The 21,056-nt window shown below is 42.9% G+C and carries 18 protein-coding genes; 14 read left to right on the top strand and 4 right to left on the bottom strand.

Annotated features, from left to right (window positions below; genetic code table 11):
- Positions 1-3: 3 nt before the first annotated feature.
- Positions 4-1,095, top strand: a complete 1,092-nt coding sequence (locus L0P88_RS15820; RefSeq protein ID WP_247130902.1) for an OmpA family protein — start codon at positions 4-6, stop codon at positions 1,093-1,095.
- A 19-nt stretch (positions 1,096-1,114) separates the two neighbouring features.
- On the opposite strand, the gene L0P88_RS15825 is transcribed toward L0P88_RS15820, so the two are convergent.
- The gene (locus tag L0P88_RS15825) at positions 1,115-1,480 is read right to left on the bottom strand and encodes a carboxypeptidase-like regulatory domain-containing protein (RefSeq protein ID WP_247130903.1); all 366 of its coding nucleotides are present in this window, start codon (positions 1,478-1,480) and stop codon (positions 1,115-1,117) included.
- 150 nt (positions 1,481-1,630) lie between these two features.
- Here L0P88_RS15825 and L0P88_RS15830 point away from each other — a divergent pair, with 150 nt between their 5' ends.
- From L0P88_RS15830 to L0P88_RS15865, 8 genes are all read left to right on the top strand, one after another.
- Positions 1,631-2,716: an OmpA family protein gene (locus tag L0P88_RS15830; protein ID WP_247130904.1), complete on the top strand. Its 1,086-nt coding sequence runs from the start codon at positions 1,631-1,633 to the stop codon at positions 2,714-2,716.
- A gap of 86 nt (positions 2,717-2,802) precedes the next feature.
- A complete protein-coding gene (locus tag L0P88_RS15835; protein WP_247130905.1) occupies positions 2,803-4,428 on the top strand; it encodes an amidohydrolase in 1,626 nt (541 codons plus the stop codon).
- Positions 4,429-4,533: 105 nt separating this feature from the next.
- Complete coding sequence (locus tag L0P88_RS15840; RefSeq protein WP_247130906.1) at positions 4,534-5,451, top strand: hypothetical protein; 918 nt, start codon at positions 4,534-4,536, stop codon at positions 5,449-5,451.
- A 175-nt stretch (positions 5,452-5,626) separates the two neighbouring features.
- Positions 5,627-6,082 carry a hypothetical protein gene (locus L0P88_RS15845; protein ID WP_247130907.1) on the top strand — a complete coding sequence of 152 codons (456 nt, stop codon included), beginning with the start codon at positions 5,627-5,629 and terminating at the stop codon, positions 6,080-6,082.
- A 406-nt stretch (positions 6,083-6,488) separates the two neighbouring features.
- A complete protein-coding gene (locus L0P88_RS15850; RefSeq protein WP_247130908.1) occupies positions 6,489-6,953 on the top strand; it encodes a GNAT family N-acetyltransferase in 465 nt (154 codons plus the stop codon).
- A gap of 141 nt (positions 6,954-7,094) precedes the next feature.
- Complete coding sequence (locus tag L0P88_RS15855) at positions 7,095-8,036, top strand: TolB family protein (protein ID WP_247130909.1); 942 nt, start codon at positions 7,095-7,097, stop codon at positions 8,034-8,036.
- A 593-nt stretch (positions 8,037-8,629) separates the two neighbouring features.
- Positions 8,630-9,349, top strand: coding sequence for a hypothetical protein (locus L0P88_RS15860; protein WP_247130910.1), 720 nt, complete (start codon positions 8,630-8,632; stop codon positions 9,347-9,349).
- Between the two features lie 19 nt (positions 9,350-9,368).
- Positions 9,369-9,719 (top strand): nuclear transport factor 2 family protein, encoded by a 351-nt coding sequence (locus L0P88_RS15865; protein WP_247130911.1) that lies wholly within the window; start codon positions 9,369-9,371, stop codon positions 9,717-9,719.
- A gap of 62 nt (positions 9,720-9,781) precedes the next feature.
- On the opposite strand, the gene L0P88_RS15870 is transcribed toward L0P88_RS15865, so the two are convergent.
- The gene (locus L0P88_RS15870) at positions 9,782-10,273 is read right to left on the bottom strand and encodes a hypothetical protein (protein WP_247130912.1); all 492 of its coding nucleotides are present in this window, start codon (positions 10,271-10,273) and stop codon (positions 9,782-9,784) included.
- A gap of 127 nt (positions 10,274-10,400) precedes the next feature.
- Positions 10,401-10,937 (bottom strand): DUF2911 domain-containing protein, encoded by a 537-nt coding sequence (locus tag L0P88_RS15875; RefSeq protein ID WP_158779767.1) that lies wholly within the window; start codon positions 10,935-10,937, stop codon positions 10,401-10,403.
- A gap of 244 nt (positions 10,938-11,181) precedes the next feature.
- On the opposite strand from L0P88_RS15875, the gene asnB reads away from it, so the two are divergent.
- The 3 genes from asnB (at position 11,182) to L0P88_RS15890 (ending at position 16,184) form a co-directional block, all read left to right on the top strand.
- Positions 11,182-12,876 (top strand): asparagine synthase B, encoded by a 1,695-nt coding sequence (gene asnB / locus L0P88_RS15880; protein ID WP_247130913.1) that lies wholly within the window; start codon positions 11,182-11,184, stop codon positions 12,874-12,876.
- 266 nt (positions 12,877-13,142) lie between these two features.
- Complete coding sequence (gyrB, locus tag L0P88_RS15885; protein ID WP_247130914.1) at positions 13,143-15,083, top strand: DNA topoisomerase (ATP-hydrolyzing) subunit B; 1,941 nt, start codon at positions 13,143-13,145, stop codon at positions 15,081-15,083.
- Positions 15,084-15,170: 87 nt separating this feature from the next.
- Positions 15,171-16,184 carry a DUF6588 family protein gene (locus L0P88_RS15890; protein ID WP_247130915.1) on the top strand — a complete coding sequence of 338 codons (1,014 nt, stop codon included), beginning with the start codon at positions 15,171-15,173 and terminating at the stop codon, positions 16,182-16,184.
- A gap of 84 nt (positions 16,185-16,268) precedes the next feature.
- On the opposite strand, the gene L0P88_RS15895 is transcribed toward L0P88_RS15890, so the two are convergent.
- Positions 16,269-16,643 (bottom strand): hypothetical protein, encoded by a 375-nt coding sequence (locus L0P88_RS15895; protein ID WP_247130916.1) that lies wholly within the window; start codon positions 16,641-16,643, stop codon positions 16,269-16,271.
- A 257-nt stretch (positions 16,644-16,900) separates the two neighbouring features.
- Here L0P88_RS15895 and mdh point away from each other — a divergent pair, with 257 nt between their 5' ends.
- Together mdh and secDF are read left to right on the top strand one after the other, a co-directional pair.
- On the top strand, positions 16,901-17,827 hold the full coding sequence (gene mdh / locus L0P88_RS15900) for a malate dehydrogenase (protein WP_247130917.1): 927 nt from the start codon (positions 16,901-16,903) through the stop codon (positions 17,825-17,827).
- Between the two features lie 201 nt (positions 17,828-18,028).
- Complete coding sequence (gene secDF, locus L0P88_RS15905) at positions 18,029-21,007, top strand: protein translocase subunit SecDF (protein WP_247130918.1); 2,979 nt, start codon at positions 18,029-18,031, stop codon at positions 21,005-21,007.
- Positions 21,008-21,056: the final 49 nt, after the last annotated feature.

The raw sequence follows: 21,056 nt of genomic DNA on the forward strand, positions 1-21,056 counted from the left end.
GGCATGTTGAGGTCCCAAATCTTAGTTGTTCTTCTTTTTAGTTGCCTAGGTCAGTCCACCCTAATTTTTTCCCAGAATTTGGTCAAAAATGGTGGGTTTGAGCTGTTGACCGAATGCCCCGAAGGGGTAAGCAGTTTGGCCAGGAATGGTGTGCACCTAAGCTCACCAACCGCTGGAACGACGGATATTTTCAGTACCTGCTCTTCGGGGAAAGTTGCCGTGCCAAGGAATTTCAGGGGAAGCCAAAAAGCGCAGTTCGGTAAGGCCTATGCCGGACTTTACCTATTCTCACCGAACAACTATCGCGAGTATATCCAGTTTTCACTGGATACCACTTTGGAAAAGGGTACGTATTATAACTTACGATTTTTTGTATCGCTTGCAGAGACTTCCACAGTATCGACGCCTTCTCTAAATGTGCTCTTCACAGATGGCCCCATTGCTTTGGGTACGTCAAAGAACCTATCCAAAAATCGACTTGTGAAACATGAGGGAAGTAAATACTCGTTTCAAAAACTCACTTGGACGGGCAGTTATATCAATGTTGACGACTGGGTGGAGGTAAAGGTCAGGTTTAAGGCAAAAGGCTTTGAACGGGGTATTATATTGGGAAATTTCCGAAACGACCAATTGACCATCAAGAGGAAGACCAATGAATATCGAAATGGCTCAAAGGAGTTTGCCTATTATTATATTGATGAAGTAACCTTGCTAAAGGATGCCCAAGAAGCGTATCAAATGGGTGAGGCCTATGTAATCGATGGAGTGCGGTTTGATACGGACAGTTACGAGCTTTCAGGAATTGCCAAGGAAAAGATCCGTGAGTTGTACAAAAGAATAAAAACCATTCCCAAGATAAAGATTACCATCAATGGTCATACGGATGATATGGGTTCCGAAGGCCATAACGAATTTTTATCGCACAAAAGGGCGAAATCCGTAGCGACCTATTTAGTTGAACTGGGGTTTCCCAACGAGCGTATTGTTTGGGCGGGACATGGCAATCGAAAGCCTTTGATTCCAAAATTTACCGAAGAGGCACGCTTACAGAACAGGCGGGTGGACTTTGTGATTACCGATTTTGAGGACCAGTAAAAGCTGGAGTATCCCAAAATCAATGACTACCTTCCTGTTTATCGGAGCTTTGCGGTGGGAGTTCCTCATTGATCAATAACTCCCTGAGTTCATCCCCATATTCCAAAATAATTTCCCCGGCATTACCGTGACTCAGCACAAAAAAGGATTCTGTTTTATAACCCGCGGAACTAATACTGATTTTCCAATGAAAATCTTGTTCACTGGTAAGGGAGAAATTCCCGTCATAGTCCGTATGGACCACATTCTTTGAAGATTCCAAAGTCACGGAGGCCAAATAGATGGGTAGCCCAAGTTCGTCAACGATTTTTCCTGTAATCGTTTGTTGGGCCTGACCAGATATTGGGGCAAAAGCCAATAATAGCACAATGGTCAAAATGCGCATTACAGCAAGATTTGGACTACAAGAACGAAAAAAAACCAATTTTAGTATGCCGTGTTTCGGGATTTCGATATCCGTAAAATAGTTGAAATAGCATACTAAAGCCCCCAAAAATGCGTTTAAAACCCTAGCGAGAACCCAAATCATGACCCTATGACACACATCTACTCTCGCGTACTCACAATTTTTTGTTTATTGATCGGTGGTTCCATCTTGGGACAGAACCTTATTTTGAACCCCGGGTTTGAAGACTATGCTACATGCCCTTCCAATTTTACAAGTTTAGCCGCTTTGTTGCAGGACGTTTCCCAGCCAACTTCCAGTTCTGGGGACTATTTCAACCAATGCAGCTCCAAGGATTTTGGTATTCCCTCCAATTTTAAGGGAAATCAAGCTGCTGCCGAAGGTGCTGGATATTTGGGTTTGTATTTCTATGCCTTGAACAATTATCGTGAATATGTTCAATTGGGAACGCAAAGGACCTTACGGGAGAAGTTCCCCTATAAAATAGCATTTAAGGTAAGTTTGGCCGAAGCATCCACACTGGCCTTGAAAAACATGTCCGTAATACTTACCAATGGCAGATTACGTTTGCCCAATAGCGCCACATTGACCCATGAACGCCTGGATTTACAGGAAGGTCTGGAGTTTCATGAGGTGGCCCTAAAAGCGGATAAGTCCCTGGCCAATGCAGAGGAATGGATTACACTAACGGGCGAATTTGAGGCCAAAGGTTATGAAAGCCATATTCTCGTGGGCAATTTTCAAAACAATACCAATACCAAACTGGTAAAACAGGATAGGGCGGTAATACCCAGTGATTTTTCCTATTATTTTATCGATGATTTTCAATTGGAGGAATTGCCCAGGGTCAATTATGAAAAGGATAAAATTTATGTTCTGGAACACAATCCCTTTGAACCAAAAGGGTATGAACTGGATGAATCCGCCATGGCCAGTGTCAAGAAAATTTTCAAGTACCTGAAGGAAAATGCAGAAGTACAATTAAAAATTACCGGGCATTCCAATGACGCGGGCACTCCCGAATACAATAAATTTGTCTCCTCCTTACGGGCTAGGGCCGTTGCCCTTTACCTCAAAAAATTGGGGATTGCGGATGATAGGATCGTATGGGAAGGCGTAGGGGATTCCAAACCCCTGCGAAACGGAAAAATAAAGCAAGGACATTTGGCCAATCGCAGTGTGGAATTTGTGATGACCAAGTTTGATGACCAATAACCGTTTTCAAGACGAATAAGACCAGAACCCCAAGAGCTATTTTCTTGGGGTTTTTTATTCCTTATTTTTGGGAAAAGCCAAATCCGATGAGATATCAATATGTATTACCCCTCCTCTTAATAAGCGCATTTTCCTGTCAAAAAAAGAAAATGGTGGATTTGATCGTCACCAATGCCAATATCTATACCGTGGATTCCACCTTTTCCAAAGCCACGGCCCTGGCCATTAAAGATGGGGAATTCGTTGCAGTTGCTACGGATGGGGAAATAGCCGCTGCCTTTGAAAGCACTTCGGTATTGGATGCCGGGGGGAAAACCATTGTTCCTGGACTGATCGATGCCCATTGTCATTTTTATGGTCTGGGCATGAATCAACAGGTAGTAAATTTAAGGGGAACCAAAAGCTATCAGGAAGTGCTCGATAAGGTAAGTGCCTTTCAAAAGGAAAAACCCTCCAATTTTATTCAGGGTAGGGGTTGGGACCAAAATGATTGGGAGGTTAAGAAGTTTCCAACCAAAGAAGCTTTGGATGCATTGTTTCCCGATACCCCGGTTGCCCTGGAACGGGTGGATGGCCATGCCTACCTGGTAAACCAAAAAGCGTTGGACATGGCCGGAATTACCGGAAGTACCCAAGTGGACGGCGGGGAGATTGTAAAGGATGATCAGGGCGAACCTACTGGAGTTTTGGTGGACAATCCCATGTGGATGGTGGATGCGGTAATTCCAAGGCCCAGTAAGGCCACCCAAATCCAGGCGTTAAAAGATGCGGAAGCCATTTGTTTTGATTATGGTTTGACCACGGTGAATGATGCCGGGTTGCCCCGCGCTACCATTGAATTGATTGACAGCCTGCAACAAGCTGGGGCGTTAAAGATCCGCATGTATGCGATGGTCAGTAATACACCCGAAAACCTGGACCATTATTTGAGCAAGGGCATCCTTAAAACGGACCGATTGAATGTTCGGTCCATAAAGGTATATGGAGATGGTGCCTTGGGTTCGCGGGGTGCGGCCTTAAAAGAGCCCTACTCGGATAAACCGGGGCATTTTGGCGCTATGATTACCCCAGTGGACAAGATTGGGGAACTGGCGGAGCGTATTGCGGCTACGGAATACCAAATGAACACCCACGCCATTGGGGATTCCGCCAATATTGTGATTTTACGGGCCTATGAAAAGGCATTGGAGGGAAAACCGGACCGAAGATGGAAGGTGGAACATGCCCAGGTGGTTTCCCCATCCGATTTCGATTATTTTGAAAAAGGAATCATTCCGTCCGTACAGCCGACCCACGCCACCAGTGATATGTATTGGGCCGAAGATCGCCTGGGTGAAGAACGGGTACAGGGAGCCTATGCCTTTAAGACCTTATTGGACAAGGCCGGAATAGTGGCCCTGGGAACCGACTTTCCCGTGGAGCAGGTAAGTCCATTTTTAACCTTTTATGCTGCTGTGGCCCGACAGGATTTGGATGACTATCCCGAAGGTGGCTTCCAGATGAAGGATGCACTATCCCGGGAAGAGACCCTGAAAGGGATGACGCTTTGGGCGGCCTATTCCAATTTTGAGGAAAATGAAAAGGGGAGTATCGAAGTCGGAAAACAAGCCGATTTTGTGATTCTTAGCGAGGACATGATGACCATTCCCCATAAAGCCATTCCAAATCTTAAGGCGGAACAGGTTTTTTTGGGTGGGGAGCAAGTGAAATAGGCAAACAAACAAATACCAATTACCTGTTTTGACCTCCATCGGGCGATTAGCAATGTATTTTATAGCGATATAAATAAGTTGGCGGTAATTAAAACAAACCTAACATTGAAAAATCCCATCATTACATGCTCGGTATTGGTGTTTGTACTATGTATAAATGCTTGTAAAACAGAAAATTCGACTGAAAAAGAGCATGGCTCTTCAACCCAGGAGGGCCTCTATTTTGGGCAAAAACCGCCGGGTTTACTTCCTGAACTATTTGCGCCAGGTCTCGTTTCCATTGAAGGGCGATATGAGTTTGGAATTTCGTTCGCTCCCAATCTCAATGAAGTGTATTTTTCAGCCAAGGAAGTAGATGAAACCACAGTTATTCATTACTCAAGACTCAAAGATAAAAAGTGGTCACCCATCAAAAAGGCAGATTTCACAAAAGGGGAAAAAGACACTGAAATGAAGCCATTTGTCAGTTTGACTGAAGATAAAATATACTTTACAGCCTATAACGCCGAATCGAGAAATACAAAAATTTGGTATGTAACCCGTACCAAGGACTCTTGGAGTAGTGCAAAAAAACTAGAAACGCCCATAAATGGGGATCGAGTATTTAACTTAAACCAAGGAAAAAGCGGAGATTTTTATTATACCAATATTGCCAAGCGTAAAATGTTTTATACCCCCAACGTAAATTCTGGGTTTTCGGAAGTAAAAGAGATGAATATTGAATTTGGCATTCAGGGTTTCATCTCACCTTCGCAGGATTACCTGGTCGTAAATGCGAGAAACAAAGAAGAGGAATCGCGAAAGGATAACGACCTTTATGTGTACTTTAAAGGGAAAGACGGGACATGGTCAAAACCCATTGATCTTGGGAAGGAAGTAAACTCCCCCTTTTCAGAAACCGTTCCGAGCATTACACCCGATGGAAAGTATTTGTTCTTTAGTAGATATAACGAAGAAGGAGGATTATCCAACTTTTATTGGGTGAGCACGGAAGTTATTGATAAAGTAAGACCAAAACCATAAAACCAACGCCAACAAGGCGGTTGGCCGTCAGTTTAAAAAAATCAAATAGCAAACTCGTACCTATTTAAAGCAACCCTATGACCACTTTGCACATCTTAAGGGAAAGACAACCTTAATTTGGATGTTTGATCCATCCAAATAAATCGTTTCCTATAAGATCAATATATATAGTGCTATGAATATGAGACAGAGTTTTAAAATTGGAATACGGCTTTTCATTCTCGGATTGCTATTCCTAGGTGCTGTTAGCTGCGACAATGACGACGAATCTTCCCTGTCGGAATTAACATCGGAATTGGAAGGTAGTTATACTGGAGTTTTTACTGTGGAATATTCCGAAGATCCGATTTTCTATGACCAATTGGTGCTTACAAATGAAGTCACCATCGAATTTGAAAATGGAACTTTTACGTGCTCAAATGGAGAAAACTTTATTCCCGCAGGAGGAAGTGGGACATATGAAATGAACGGAACCAAAATCGCCTTTAACGATGAGAATGGATGGTTTGCCAATTTTGATTGGAATCTGATTTTGGATGGGGAGTATAACATTGGGGAAAGGAATTCTGAAATCGTAATCTCAGCCCGTAAGGGAATTGGATCTTATACGTATCGATTAGCTAAACCCTAAAAACCGAACCGCCAACACAATACATAGTGCAGGTGTGGATTTGGTAATATGCCAGGCGCTGATTCCCAAACTGTTTTAAACTACTTTATCCAAGCGGAACAAAAGTTTAAAAACTACCGCTAATAAGGGCTATAATTAACCGATGTAATTGGCGGTCAAGTAACTGCAATTCATTAACTTCAAAGTTAGAAGCCTTCAATGGCTCGATTCCTGTCTGCCGGAAGGTAGGTGATTTGGCCAGAAATCCAATGATTTCCTTTTGTGCCTTCCTCGTGCCAATACTCGTTGGAGGCCAGAAATCATGGCCGAGACCATTGTGTGCAAGCCAAAACGGCATTGTCAATAGGGTGTAAAGCGTCCATAGTTCGACATTTTTATGAGTAAGTAACCAAATCAAAAGGCACCAATGGATATGGAAACCATTAGTTTAAGAAAGGCAACCATAAAAGACAGGGCATTAGTCATTGACTTTGATTATAACCTGGATAAAGTTGAGCATATCCAACTAAAGAGAGCGGAAAAGATAACAAAAGCAATAATCGATAAGGAGTGCTTTATCATCTTGGCAGATAACAGTGTAATTGGTTTTGTCATATTTGATTATCGTTTCTTTGGTCTGGGATGGATAGAACTCATTATTGTAGGGGAAAAACATAGAGGAAAAGGAATAGGTGGACAAGCGATTGACCTTATATGCCAACAAAGTAAGACAGATAAGGTGTTTACTTCAACCAATAGTTCCAATATTCAAATGCAAAAAGCATTGGGTAAGGTTGGTTTTTCTTTTGCAGGTGAAGTAAACGGTTTGGATGAAGGAGACCCTGAACTATTTTACTATAAAGAGATTAACCATAAGAAAGCGAAAAATTAAACTCAAAAACAAAATGCCGGCACACAACAATCGCTAGCGGCAAGATGAAAACCGAACACATGGATGCGACCGCCTTCATTCCGGAAAAGACAGAACCATCGGTTATTTGAGACCGTTGTAACACCAGAAATTCAAGAATACATGAAAAAGGTACCGGTTATGACCCATTCGTTCCCCATACTACTTTTAGGTATGCTGGTATCCCTTTTGCTTAGCTGTCAAAGGACATCGGCACAATTGAAACCCACGATTTTCGAACCGAAAAACATATCCACCGATTCCATAGAATATGCACCAAGCTTTTCGCCTTCAGGTTCGGAAATATACTTCTCGAAAAGTAATGATCAATGGGGAAAGGGTGGGATGAGGAGTGCCATCCATTATTCGGTCAAAACGGACCAAAAATGGTCGAAGCCGAAATTGGCGTCCTTTTCCGGTCAATATGATGATAGTGCCCCCCATATCACCAATAAGGGAAGGACGCTATATTTTATTTCCCAAAGACCTTCAGCCAATGGGCAACACACTTCTCAGGATATATGGAAAGTGGAAAGGGATGAAAATGACAAATGGGGAACCCCCATGAGGCTGGACAGTCCCATCAATTCCTCGGCAAATGAGTATTGCCTACGGATCGATGGCTACGGCAATCTATATTTTGCGTCCGACCGTAAAGGAGGATACGGCCAAGGCGACCTGTACGTGGTTAAAAAGACAACCAATGGGTATAGTGCTCCCATCAATTTGGGGAAGTCGTTCAATACGGAAAAAGGGGAATGGAACCTGGAAGTGAACAAGGAAGGCAATATGATCATTTTTGAAGCTTCCGAAAGAGCACAGAACCGCTCTTTTTATGGGGATCTCTATATAAGTTTCAAGCTAAATGGCAAATGGTCTTTACCCCAAAATATTCAGGAGATAAATACGACAGGGAGCGATCTTTATCCAGAATTGCGGGAGGGCGAAAATAGGCTGTATTTCTCCAGTAGTGATAGTTTGAGAAGTGTCCGAACAAATATTTATTTCACTGAATTTAGCAGCCTAAAGGATAAATACGGTAAAAGTGCGGTTTTTCCGAAGTGAGCAAAAAATAGAAATAGTGCCAGAGGCCATAATTTCCGAACATAATTGGCAAGCAAGTAGCTGCAATTTGCTAACTTCAGGCTTATCAACGGGCAAGGGCTTTTACTTGCTTCCACTGTGTACATGGGCGCAGTTTGGAATCCAAAGGCTTCCTTTGGTTACCGATAGGAGGCAAGAATGAATCATGGCGATATTGTTGGTAATAATCCACCAACATAACTATTGAAAATTCGATGTATGGAGAAAACCTGGATACTAATAATGGCTATAGTAATTTTTTTACTACTAAATTTTCTTTACTACAAAAGCCTTAAAGGTTAGATCAAAAAGGAGTTCGGTAAGAAATGGTTAAAGATTTGGGGAAACAAAGTTTATTTCTGGCAAAGTTCAATTTTCGTTAGCGCTACAAGTACAGTTTTGATACTGTATCTTTTAAAATGGGCCAATATTTTGACTTTTTAATGAAAATCCACAGGAAAAACATTGCCCTTGTGCTAAAAAGACTATGAGCCATAGGGACAAAGATTCATTGTGGTTTTGTGACAAATCCAGATTATGACCTAGACTGTTAACAGCAATCCATCGAATAAGATATGAAACAGAATTACAAAAAATCACCTATAGAAATATTGAAGGAATCTACAAATGAGGAGGAAGTACATTTAGGTGTTATCAAGGGTGCAATTTCAGCTATACCGTTTATTGGTGCTGTAATGAACGAACTAATATTTGAAGTCCCGAATAGAATTCAACAAAAACGAATTAACGAGACTGTCGCCATACTTCAAGAAAAATTTAAAGTCATTGAGAAGGACAAAATCGATAAAGAATATTTAGAAAGCAATGACTTTTACGATTTCTTAAAGGAGTTTTGGCGCAGTTCTTTGAATATTAGAAACAATCAAATAAGAGCATCACTTGCAAATGTGTTTATTGACTCCTGCATAAATAAAGAAGATTATGATTTAAGTGTGAATCGACTTTTCATGAATTTTTTAGTCGATTTTTCTCCTATCCAAGTAGTCATACTAAGATTTATAGACGATTCGCCAGAATTGCTCGATAAAATTGAAACCTATGATAATTTCTTCAAGCAATATAATGAATACGGTAAAAAGGTTAATGTTGATAAATATGAATTCAAATATTATTGCATCGACCTTTATAATAAGGGCTTAATGACAAGCGATGGAGATTTAAGAGACTTTGGAGTTGAAGATTATATACTTTACGATGATAGATATGTTAAACCATCTGTATTCATAACAGATTTGGGTAACAGCTTTATTGAATTTATAAAAAGTGGAATCTAAAAACTGCTGCGAACCTAAGATGACGAAAAACTCAAATAAGGACAGGTGCCTGACCTATTTAAGAAAGTATGCCGAAAAAGATTTGGACGCCATTACAGAACTATTTTCTGAAAACATCGTATTGCGGGATTGGAAGATTCGGGTGGAGGGAAAGCAGAAAGCCCTGGAAGAAACGCAAAAGAACTTTGAAGCCGCTGATTCCATAGCCATTGAGGTACTCTCAACCTACGGGAATGAAAATACGGTGGCCGCAGAATTGAAAATTACCGTAGATACTGTGGAAGAACTTTACGTTGTCGATGTGATTACATTTGATGCCAACGGCCAAATTGCATCAATTCGAGCCTATTTGGGCAGGGGTGACGGGTAGAAGCTGTCATAAAGCGCTTAAATACTCAACAACATAAAAAACCCAAAGGAAAAAATCCGTGTTTATAGTTGTTGCCTAAGTTGTCTGTAGGTTTTGGTTATGGATACCATTTCACCATCAAAAGACATTTCGCCTTGTACGGTCAATAATTCGTTTTCAACACCGAGCTCCAAACTAATTATGGTATTGTCTTCCGTGGTATAGTTCAAGGGGACTTGGGGAGTAGCATCCCCTTCACTGCTAAAGATGGTTACCGGCCTCCAGGATGCGTTAAGAATTTGTTGAACTACAACACATTCGCCACTTTCATTGACTTCGTAGGTATGGATTTCAGCATTGTAATTGGGATCGGCTTCACTAAACCAGTACAAAATCAATGTACTTTCTTTATCACATTCGGTAAGGGTTTGGGCAGTTCCGTTTACAATGGAACTTTCCAGTTTCCAGACCCCAAAAAACAAATTTGGGTCTGCTGTATCAGGAACATCATCTTCCGTACAGGAAAAAAAGAAGCCGATTACTGCCAATACATAGACGTGTTTTAGTTTTTTCATGCCTCTTTTTGTTTATTTTAAAGATAGCTTTTTTTGGCTAAGTCAACAATCCAGACGACACCTAATTGCATTAAAAAACTCCTAAACCAAAGGCTTAGGAGCTTAAGGGTTTATGAGGTGGGATTTTTTAGAACATCACTGGAGTGGCAACCCGGGTGGTTCCCCAGCCCATGATCAGATGGGCGCCGCCATCCACTTCCTTAAATGCCATGGAAAAGGCTTCCAATGCCTCATCCCCAGTGGAAACACTGGAAGTAACCCGAACCAAATCGGCCGAATTGTCATAGGAATAGGCTCCCCATTGGTTTAGATTTTTGTTCAAAATAACGGTCCATTCCCCATCACCGGGAATTGTAAATAAAGAATATGTGCCAGCCGCTACTTTTTCACCACCAAAAGTGGCATCCTTGTAAAAGGTAATCTCAGCCGCTTCATTGGCTCCCGTACGCCATACCTTGCCAGATGGGGCCAAAGTACCCATATCACGTCCCTTGAGTTGTGGACGACTGTAAATGACACGGACCGCTTTGTTGGATTCCTTGTAACTGGATGGGAAAGCGGCAATGTCCGCGGGACTCTTGTCCAACCCGCTAAATTTTTGTGCTGTGGCTTCCGTGGTTACCAAGGCCAGAGCAAAGAATGTAAGTGCAAATAGATTTTTCATAAGTTTTGGATTTTTTCAACTCCCAAAACTAGAGTTTATAAGTCTTGCCCTTTTTTAAAAATGAGTTAAAATTTGCAGGCTTTCAGATTAACTTTGATTTCCTCCGTTTTCATTGGTTTAGATTTCATATTTATTATTTTTTTTGATTAATTGTTTCAATCTAAAACTATTTTGGGTTTATTTGTTTGATATCATAAATTATAAATGGAGATTTGTATCATAATTGGAATTAACAAAATAAGTTATGTGTGGAATTGTATGTGCGTTTGATTTAAAGGAGCCTTCAGGGAAACTTCGTCCACAATTGTTGGAAATGTCCAAAAAAGTGCGGCATCGCGGGCCGGACTGGAGTGGTATTTATGCTGATGAAAAGGCTATTTTGGCCCATGAACGATTGGCCATTGTAGATCCTGCTTCCGGAAAACAACCCTTGTTCAGTGAGGATGGGAAATTGGTGTTGGCGGCCAACGGGGAAATCTATAACCATAGGGAACTTAGGAAACGATTTGAAGGCGATGGGCTAAATGGGTCCAAACCGAAATATAAATTCCAAACACAATCGGATTGTGAAATTATTTTGGCGCTGTACCGGGAAAAAGGGGTGGATTTTGTGGACGAAATGAACGGAATCTTTGGTTTTGCCCTTTATGACAGCGAGAAGGATGAGTATTTTATTGCCCGTGACCATATGGGAATCATTCCCCTTTACATTGGCTGGGATAAGAACGGTACGTTTTACGTGGCTTCGGAACTAAAGGCATTGGAAGGTACCTGTTCCAAAATAGAACTTTTTCCACCAGGGCACTATATGCACAGCTCCACAGGGGAATTTGTACAATGGTATAAGCGTGATTGGATGGCGTATGAAGAAGTGAAGGAGAATGAAACCAGTATCCAGGCACTTCATGATGCCTTGGAAGCAGCGGTGAAGCGACAGTTAATGTCCGATGTGCCTTATGGTGTGCTTCTTTCTGGAGGCTTGGATTCATCGGTAACCTCGGCCATTGCGAAGAAATATTCACAAATGCGGATAGAATCGGGAGATACCACGGAAGCCTGGTGGCCCCAGTTGCATTCATTTTCCGTAGGTTTGGATGGTTCTCCGGATTTGGCGGCCGCACAAAAGGTGGCAGATCATATAGGAACCATCCACCATGAAATAAAATTTACCATCCAAGAAGGATTGGATGCCGTACGGGATGTTATCTACAATTTGGAAACCTACGACATCACCACCATAAGGGCTTCAACGCCAATGTACCTCATGGCCAGGGTAATCAAATCCATGGGGATAAAAATGGTACTTTCAGGGGAAGGGGCCGATGAGCTTTTTGGTGGATATCTCTATTTTCACAAAGCACCGAGCCCAAAGGATTTTCATGAGGAAACCGTTCGTAAATTGGACAAACTCCATATGTACGATTGTCTTAGGGCCAATAAATCCCTTGCTGCATGGGGAATTGAAGGCCGTGTTCCCTTTTTGGACAAAGAATTTATGGATGTGGCCATGCGCATCAATCCAAAGGATAAGATGATCACTACGGAGCGTATGGAAAAATGGGCCGTACGCAAGGCTTTTGAGGACTACCTGCCGGAAAGTGTGGCGTGGCGTCAAAAAGAACAGTTTTCCGATGGGGTCGGTTACAGTTGGATAGATACCTTAAAAGCTTTGGTGGATGAAAAAATCAGCGATGAACAAATGAAGAATGCCCATTTTAAGTTTCCCATCCAAACACCAACGACCAAGGAAGAGTACTACTACCGCTCCCTATTTGAAGAACATTTCCCTTCCGATGCGGCTGCATTGAGTGTGCCCCAGGAACCTTCGGTGGCCTGTAGCACCAAGATTGCCCTGGAATGGGACGAGGCCTTTAAAAATATGAACGATCCTTCTGGACGTGCTGTTGCCCAGGTCCATGAGGATGCCTATGTAAAATAGTTTTGTTTTCATTTCGGGAAACCTCGGTTTCCTGTAAAGGAGAGCCATTTTTTAAATTAGTCGGGAAGAAGCACCAATTTGGTGCTTCTTTTTTTTATGGATTATGGAAATTATGAACACCTTTGGAGCCCGTTTAAAAGGATACTTTTTTCCACAGGGTTTTGTTAATAACTCCACTACTTCGACTATCCCTTACCCCTTAATTTTACTGGGTATTTCGTATATTTGTAGGATTTGAATTTTTGAAAAAAATCTAGCAAATATTTATGAGCGAAGAAACAAAATCACCCCAATATTCAGCTGATAGTATTCAGGCATTGGAGGGCATGGAACACGTTCGCATGCGACCTTCCATGTATATAGGCGATGTTGGGACAAGAGGGCTCCATCATTTGGTATATGAAGTCGTGGACAACTCCATTGACGAGGCCATGGGTGGTCATTGTGATACCATAAGTGTCACCATTAATGAGGACAATTCCATTACCGTACAGGACAATGGTCGTGGTATTCCCGTGGGACTGCATAAAAAGGAAGGGGTTTCGGCGCTTGAGGTCGTAATGACCAAAATTGGTGCAGGGGGAAAATTTGATAAGGACTCCTATAAGGTTTCCGGTGGTCTCCATGGTGTAGGGGTATCCTGTGTCAACGCCCTTTCGGAACATTTAAAAGCCACCGTCCACCGGGAAGGTAAGGTATGGGAGCAGGAATATGAGCGCGGAAAAACATTGTATCCCGTAAAAAGTGTGGGAGACAGTGATAAGAACGGGACTATAGTGACCTTTCATCCGGACAAGACCATTTTTACGCAAACCACGGAATATAATTATGACACCCTCGCCAATCGTATGCGGGAATTGGCCTATTTGAACAAAGGGGTCACCATTAACCTTACGGATAAAAGGAATACCGATGACAAGGGGGAATTTGTTTCCGAAACCTTTTACTCCGAAGAAGGACTAAAGGAATTCATCAAGTTTTTGGATGAGACCCGGGTACCATTGATCCAGAATGTCATAGCAATGGAAGGGGAGAAGAACGGAATTCCCGTTGAGGTGGCGATGATTTACAATACCGGTTTTTCAGAAAACCTTCATAGCTATGTCAATAACATCAATACCCATGAGGGAGGGACCCATCTTTCCGGGTTTAGAAGGGGATTGACCTCTACCCTAAAAAAGTATGCGGACAATTCCGGTCTCCTGGACAAGTTGAAATTTGAAATCTCGGGGGATGACTTCCGTGAAGGGCTAACGGCCATTGTTTCCGTAAAAGTTGCGGAGCCACAATTTGAGGGCCAAACGAAAACCAAACTTGGGAACCGAGAGGTGACCAGTGCCGTGAGTCAAGCCGTTTCAGAGATGTTGACGGATTATTTGGAAGAACACCCCGACGATGCCAAACAAATCGTTGAAAAGGTAAAGCTTGCCGCGCAAGCCCGCCATGCCGCGGCCAAGGCCCGCGAAATGGTCCAACGTAAAAATCCAATGGGCGGAGGTGGACTTCCCGGTAAACTGTCGGACTGCTCCGATCAAGACCCGGAAAACTGCGAATTGTTCCTTGTGGAGGGAGATTCCGCGGGAGGTACGGCGAAAATGGGTCGGGACAGGAATTTTCAGGCCATTCTTCCCTTGCGGGGAAAGATTTTGAACGTGGAAAAAGCCATGCAGCACAAGGTATTCGAGAACGAAGAAATTAAGAATATCTATACGGCACTTGGGGTAACCATCGGTACGGAGGAAGACAGTAAAGCACTGAACCTTGAGAAATTACGCTATCATAAGGTGGTGATCATGTGTGATGCAGATGTGGATGGGAGTCATATTGAGACCCTAATTTTGACCTTCTTCTTCCGTTATATGCGGGAATTGATAGAAGGAGGGCATGTCTACATAGCAACCCCTCCCCTGTATTTGGTCAAGAAAGGCAGCAAAAAACGCTATGCCTGGAACGATGCCGAACGCGATGAAATTGTGGAATCCATGAAGGGGGGTGCCGGTATTCAGCGTTATAAAGGTCTAGGTGAAATGAATGCGGAACAGCTCTGGGATACTACTATGAATCCGGAATTCAGGACATTAAGACAGGTAAGTATTGAAAATGCGACGGAATCCGATCGTATTTTCTCCATGTTAATGGGAGATGAAGTCCCTCCAAGACGGGAATTTATTGAAAAGAACGCAGTTTACGCCAACATAGATGCGTAGTTAATAAACGTTAACCAAGAATTCACAACAAAAACCCGGATGTCTCATCCGGGTTTTTTAGTTTAGTGGAAAGAAAAATTTTACAAAATGAAAAAGCTTGTACTATTGGTATTGACCATATCCTGCGTTTCTTTGGTAAAGGCACAAGATCTTAATGACCTGTTTATTTCCGGTGTGGAGGATGCGGAACGTTTTGCAAATTCCTATTTGGCCCCGGTTCAAGAAGCGGGTATCTATAGTATTTCCAATGGATGGTACAACACCGCAGATGCAAAACCTTTAGGCGGATTTGAAATCTCCATTATCGGTAACATCACTGGGTTTAACAATAAGAATGATAAAAAGGCATTTGTATTGGACCCTTCTGAATATGACAACCTGGATTTTGTGGACAATCCTGGACAGGCCAGGGAGGTTTCCACGGCCTTGGGTGATATAGAGAACGTTATTGTGTTTGTTGAGGACGAAACGGGCTTGGTAAGGGAAGAATTCGAATTGCCCTCCGGATTGGCCGCTGAAGACTTTAATTTTATACCGTCCGGATTTATCCAGGCCAGTGTTGGCTTGATAAAAGGGTTGGAGGTGAAGGCACGTTTCCTTCCCAAAATCAATTTTGATGACGATGCCGAAATTGGCTTGTTTGGTGCGGGAGTCCAGTATGAATTCACCAAACTTTTGCCAGCGGATAAAGTATTGCCCGTTGCCATTTCGGCGGTTATTGGTTACACCAACCTAAGTGGTGAGTACGATTTTACGGAGTCTTTGGACGTACAAGGGGAAAATCAAAGCATAGATGCCTCCATTAAGACGTGGAATTTTAGCGCCGTGGTTTCAACGCGTAAAATTCCCGTAATTAACTTTTACGGGGGTATCGGATACATCACCGGACAATCGGATATTGATCTTAACGGAACCTATGTGGTTACTTCCGGGCCCTTCCAACAAACTTATGAAGATCCCTTTTCGGTATCACAGGACGCCAGTGGCGTTGTGGCCAGTTTAGGCACCAAAATAAAATTGGGGTTCTTTAGGTTGAATGCCGAGTACAATATCTCCGAATTCAGCACTTTTACGGCTGGAATGAGCTTTGGGTTTAGATAAGGATAACAACTTAATCAATAAAAAAAGTCCCGGTACTGGTCTCAGTGTTGGGACTTTTTATTTCCATATAGCATTTCAATTAAATCATTTTCTGATGGCAAAGACCTCACCGCTCTCCAATTGGAGCATTTCGTTGTCCGAAGATTGTTTTAAGGATACTTTGACCGGGGGCAGATCCCCTTGGGAATACGAAATGGTATAGACGTCGTCCACAACCTCCCATCTAAAATCGGTTAGAAACACAACTTCACTTTCGGAATACTGGTGGTATCTCCCTAAGTATACGTCATTAAAAATCCACTCTTCGCTAATTGGGGAATCGGTATTTTTAGCGATATCATCATTCAAATCCGTTCGTACCCAGATACCCAAAACGGGATCATTGTTTTCTGGGATACGGCTACAATTGCAAACAGCAATGAAGCCAACCACGGCCAGCGTGTAGAAGAACCTCCTCATAAGTAGGTATGTCGTTAAGATTGGGATGTAGAGAACGGTATTTAAGAGGCCGATATTGTAAAAATTCGATGTATGGCACCTTTGGTTCGGAAAGTTCGATGAAACTCAATTTTTTTTAACAATTCCATGGAAAAGTGCTGTGCGGACCAACACCCAAAAGTTTGTCAAAATCTTAAAAACTATGACATATTTCATAAAATTATGGTTTTAAAAATCCCTATTTTTGACGGATTTCAGAACAAAAAAACATAAGAACTATGAAAGTCACAGTTGTAGGTGCTGGAGCAGTAGGAGCCAGCTGCGCGGAGTACATCGCGATAAAGGATTTTACTTCAGAAGTAGTGTTGTTGGACATTAAGGAAGGCTACGCCGAAGGAAAGGCCATGGACCTCATGCAGACCGCTTCTTTGAACGGTTTTGACACCAAAATTACAGGGACCACCAATGATTATTCCAAAACTGCCGGTAGCGACATTGCTGTGATTACTTCGGGAATTCCGAGAAAACCGGGAATGACCCGTGAAGAACTCATTGGAATAAATGCAGGAATTGTGAAAACGGTGGCCGAGAACTTGTTGAAACACTCTCCAAACACCATTATTATTGTGGTGAGCAACCCTATGGATACCATGACCTATTTGGTCCATAAAGCTACGGACCTGCCTAAAGAAAGGATTATTGGGATGGGCGGTGCTTTGGATAGTGCACGGTTTAAATACCGATTGGCCGAAGCCCTGGAAGCACCCATTTCCGATATTGACGGAATGGTTATCGGCGGACACAGTGATAAGGGCATGGTTCCCTTAATTGCACATGCAACGCGAAATAGCATCAAAGTATCCGAGTTCCTGGATGAAGAAAAAATGGATTGGGTGGTTCAGGAAACCAAGGTTGGTGGTGCCACTTTGACCAAATTACTGGGAACCAGTGCCTGGTATGCCCCAGGAGCAGCAGTTTCATCCCTGGTACAGGCCATTGCCTGTGACCAGAAAAAAATGTTCCCATGCTCTACCTATCTGGAAGGGGAATATGGGTTACAGGATATCTGTATAGGAGTACCCGTTATTTTGGGCAAAAATGGTATTGAAAAAGTGGTCGAGATTGAACTGTCCGATGCTGAAAAAGCCAAGCTGACTGAAAGTGCCCAGGGCGTAAGCAATACCAACGGGCTGTTGGAGGTGTAAAACCCAACGACTTCAAGATAAAATGTCATTTCGGCCGGAGTGGAAGATTACGTCTGGGATTCCCAGGCGTCCAATTCCCAATTACGGACTCCCCGAAATGACATTTTCTTTTTGGAAAACCCTTCATAATAACCTCATTTCTATTGGCTAATCCTATTTGAAATGATATATTTGCACGCTGTTTACAAAAATTAAAAATCAATGCAAAATAAGGGATTAGTAAGGCTTTTTGCGCTGCTTTTCGGCTTGGTCAGTATCTACCAACTCTCCTATACCTTCATTACCAGTAAAGTTGAAAGTGATGCGGATACCTTTGCCGTAAACCAGATTTCCGAAGCTGAGGAAGATTATGTGGCGAAGCGTGAAGCCTTGGAAGCATCATATTTGGATTCGATTGGCGGTAATCCAATTTTGGGGTATACCAACTATGATGATGCCAAAACCAAGGAACTCAACAAGGGCTTGGACCTTAAAGGAGGTATTAATGTTACCCTCCAGATTTCGGTCAAGGATATTTTAAAAGGGCTGGCCAATAATACCAAAAGTCCGGTATTCAATAAGGCTTTGGCAGATGCCGATGAGGCATCCAAAAATAGTGATGATACCTACCTGGAACTCTTTTTTGATGCCTTTGATGCCATAAAAGGGGATACCAAACTGGCCTCTCCCGATATTTTTGCCAACAAGACCTTAAGTGATGAAATCAATTTTCAAATGACCGATGATGAGGTAAAACCCATCATTCGGAGAAAGATTGATGAATCCGTTGTTTCTGCATTTGAAGTATTGCGCAAGCGTATTGATGGTTTTGGGGTAACACAGCCCAACATTCAGCGGGAAGGGAACTCGGGCCGTATTTTGGTGGAATTACCCGGTGCCAGGGATGTGCAACGTGCCCAGGAATTATTGTCCAGTACCGCACAGTTGGAGTTCTGGGAGACCTATCAGCAAAACAATCCAAGTCTTGGACAATTTTTTGTGAACGCCAATGAAAAGCTGCGTGAAATCCTTGAACCTGTGGAACAGGCAAAGGATACGTTGAGCACTCCTGAATCGGAAATTGATTCACTCCTCTCCGATGTGGCTGAAGATTCCCTGGACTTTTCCGTTCAAATAAATCCTCTTTTGAGCAAACTATTGCCCGCTGCGCCCGGTAGCCATGCCATGGCTAGATTGGCCGTTTCCGATACGGCAGAGATTGGGGCCTATTTAAGGATGCCGGAAATACGAAGACTTTTACCGGCCGATGTTCAATTTACCCGATTTGCCTTTGAGAAGCCTCCAAAAGAATCCGAGGTTGCGGAACTATTTGCATTGAAATCCAACCGTGACGGCGTTCCAAGAATAAGTGGGGATGTGATTACCGATGCCCAGGACACTTTTGACCAGTTCAATAAACCTGCCGTTACCATGAGTATGAATACCCGTGGGGCCAGGGAATGGGAAAAACTGACAGGGGATGCCTTTAACAACCAAACCGGTATTGCCATAGTACTTGACAACAAAGTATATACCGCACCCGGCGTGTCCACAGGACCTATTTCCGGTGGCCGTTCAGAAATTACGGGAACATTTACCATAAATGAGACCAAGGATATTGCCAATGTGCTGCGGGCAGGTAAATTACCGGCATCCGCTGAAATTATTCAATCTGAAGTGGTAGGGCCTTCCTTGGGACAGGAAGCTATCGATAGTGGTTTTGCCTCCTTTTTGATTGCCATGGCCTTTGTTTTGGTCTGGATGATTTTCTACTACGGGAAGGCTGGAATTTTTGCCGATATCGCCCTGATTTTCAATATTCTATTAATTTTTGGGGTGCTGACCAGCTTAGGTGCGGTATTGACCTTGCCCGGTATTGCGGGTATTGTACTGACCATTGGTATGTCCGTGGATGCCAACGTGCTGATTTTTGAACGTATCAAGGAAGAATTGGCCAAAGGTAAAGGAAAAGCCCAGGCCGTAGCGGACGGATTCAACAATGCCTTGTCGTCCATTTTGGATGCAAACATTACCACAGGCCTAACGGCGATTATCCTTTTTGTTTTTGGTTCAGGCCCGATCAAAGGATTTGCCACCACCCTTTTGATAGGTATCGTAACCTCCTTGTTTACGGCCATCTTTGTGACCCGTTTGATGGTGGATTGGTACATCGCCAAACGAGGAAGGGAATTGGCGTTCTCGACCCCTTTGACCAAAAATCTGTTCACTAACTTGAGCATTGATTTCCTTTCCAAAAGGAAAATTGCTTACGTTATTTCCATAATCCTGGTAGGTGTTGGGGCGTTCTCCCTATTCACAAAAGGGTTACAGCAAGGTGTCGACTTTATAGGTGGGCGTTCCTATCAAATCCGTTTTGAAAAAGAGGTGAATCCATCTGAGATTGCTTCTGGCTTAAATGAGGTGTTTGGAAGTGGTACCCAGGTAAAAACCTTTGGCGAGGCCAATCAGATTAAGGTGACGACCCCATATAAGGTAGATGTTGAAGGCATTGAGGTGGACAATGAGATTCAAAATAAATTGTATACTTCACTTCAGCAATATCTACCGGATGGTACCTCTTTTGAGGATTTCACCGTTGGAGCTTCAGAAAAATCGATCGGAATTTTACAATCGACCAAAGTTGGTCCAACCATTGCGGATGACATTAAACAGAATGCCTATTATGCCATTCTGGGATCGTTGGCCGTGGTGTTTCTTTATATCCTGCTTCGATTTAAAAGATGGCAATTCTCCTTGGGTGCGGTTGCGGCCGTATTCCACGATGTCATGATCGTTTTGGGCATCTTTTCACTGACCAGTACCATTATGCCCTTCAATATGGAAATTGATCAAGCCTTTATTGCTGCAATACTGACCGTAATTGGGTATTCCCTGAACGATACCGTTGTTGTGTTTGACCGTATTCGTGAAGTGGTCGGCCTAAAAGGTTGGAAAGGCGGTGCCCATATCAACCAGGCGTTGAACAGTACCTTGAGTCGTACATTGAATACCTCCTTAACCACTTTGATCGTACTTTTGGCCATCTTTGTTTTTGGTGGTGAAAGTTTACGCGGTTTTATGTTCGCAATGATCGTTGGGGTCCTTGTAGGTACGTATTCATCGGTGTTCATTGCAACTCCGATTATGTTCGATTCCCTAAAAAAGAAGATTGCCAGTGATGGCAAGGTTGCCGTAGCCTAGCTATAGGTTCCTAAAAGAGTAAACCGCTTTCCTGAGGCATCGGGGAAGC

It is taken from the genome of Muricauda sp. SCSIO 64092 (assembly GCF_023016285.1).
In the GTDB taxonomy this organism is placed as follows: Bacteria; Bacteroidota; Bacteroidia; order Flavobacteriales; family Flavobacteriaceae; genus Croceivirga.

Coding starts and splice junctions, on each gene's coding strand:
- mdh (WP_247130917.1), top strand. CDS start 16,901: ATGAAAGTCACAGTTGTAGGTGCTGGAGCAGTAGGAGCCAGCTGCGCG.
- L0P88_RS15895 (WP_247130916.1), bottom strand. CDS start 16,643: ATGAGGAGGTTCTTCTACACGCTGGCCGTGGTTGGCTTCATTGCTGTT.
- L0P88_RS15855 (WP_247130909.1), top strand. CDS start 7,095: ATGAAAAAGGTACCGGTTATGACCCATTCGTTCCCCATACTACTTTTA.
- L0P88_RS15890 (WP_247130915.1), top strand. CDS start 15,171: ATGAAAAAGCTTGTACTATTGGTATTGACCATATCCTGCGTTTCTTTG.
- L0P88_RS15850 (WP_247130908.1), top strand. CDS start 6,489: ATGGATATGGAAACCATTAGTTTAAGAAAGGCAACCATAAAAGACAGG.
- secDF (WP_247130918.1), top strand. CDS start 18,029: ATGCAAAATAAGGGATTAGTAAGGCTTTTTGCGCTGCTTTTCGGCTTG.
- L0P88_RS15835 (WP_247130905.1), top strand. CDS start 2,803: ATGAGATATCAATATGTATTACCCCTCCTCTTAATAAGCGCATTTTCC.
- L0P88_RS15820 (WP_247130902.1), top strand. CDS start 4: ATGTTGAGGTCCCAAATCTTAGTTGTTCTTCTTTTTAGTTGCCTAGGT.
- L0P88_RS15865 (WP_247130911.1), top strand. CDS start 9,369: ATGACGAAAAACTCAAATAAGGACAGGTGCCTGACCTATTTAAGAAAG.
- L0P88_RS15870 (WP_247130912.1), bottom strand. CDS start 10,273: ATGAAAAAACTAAAACACGTCTATGTATTGGCAGTAATCGGCTTCTTT.
- asnB (WP_247130913.1), top strand. CDS start 11,182: ATGTGTGGAATTGTATGTGCGTTTGATTTAAAGGAGCCTTCAGGGAAA.
- L0P88_RS15875 (WP_158779767.1), bottom strand. CDS start 10,937: ATGAAAAATCTATTTGCACTTACATTCTTTGCTCTGGCCTTGGTAACC.
- L0P88_RS15860 (WP_247130910.1), top strand. CDS start 8,630: ATGAAACAGAATTACAAAAAATCACCTATAGAAATATTGAAGGAATCT.
- L0P88_RS15825 (WP_247130903.1), bottom strand. CDS start 1,480: ATGCGCATTTTGACCATTGTGCTATTATTGGCTTTTGCCCCAATATCT.
- L0P88_RS15845 (WP_247130907.1), top strand. CDS start 5,627: ATGAATATGAGACAGAGTTTTAAAATTGGAATACGGCTTTTCATTCTC.
- gyrB (WP_247130914.1), top strand. CDS start 13,143: ATGAGCGAAGAAACAAAATCACCCCAATATTCAGCTGATAGTATTCAG.
- L0P88_RS15830 (WP_247130904.1), top strand. CDS start 1,631: ATGACACACATCTACTCTCGCGTACTCACAATTTTTTGTTTATTGATC.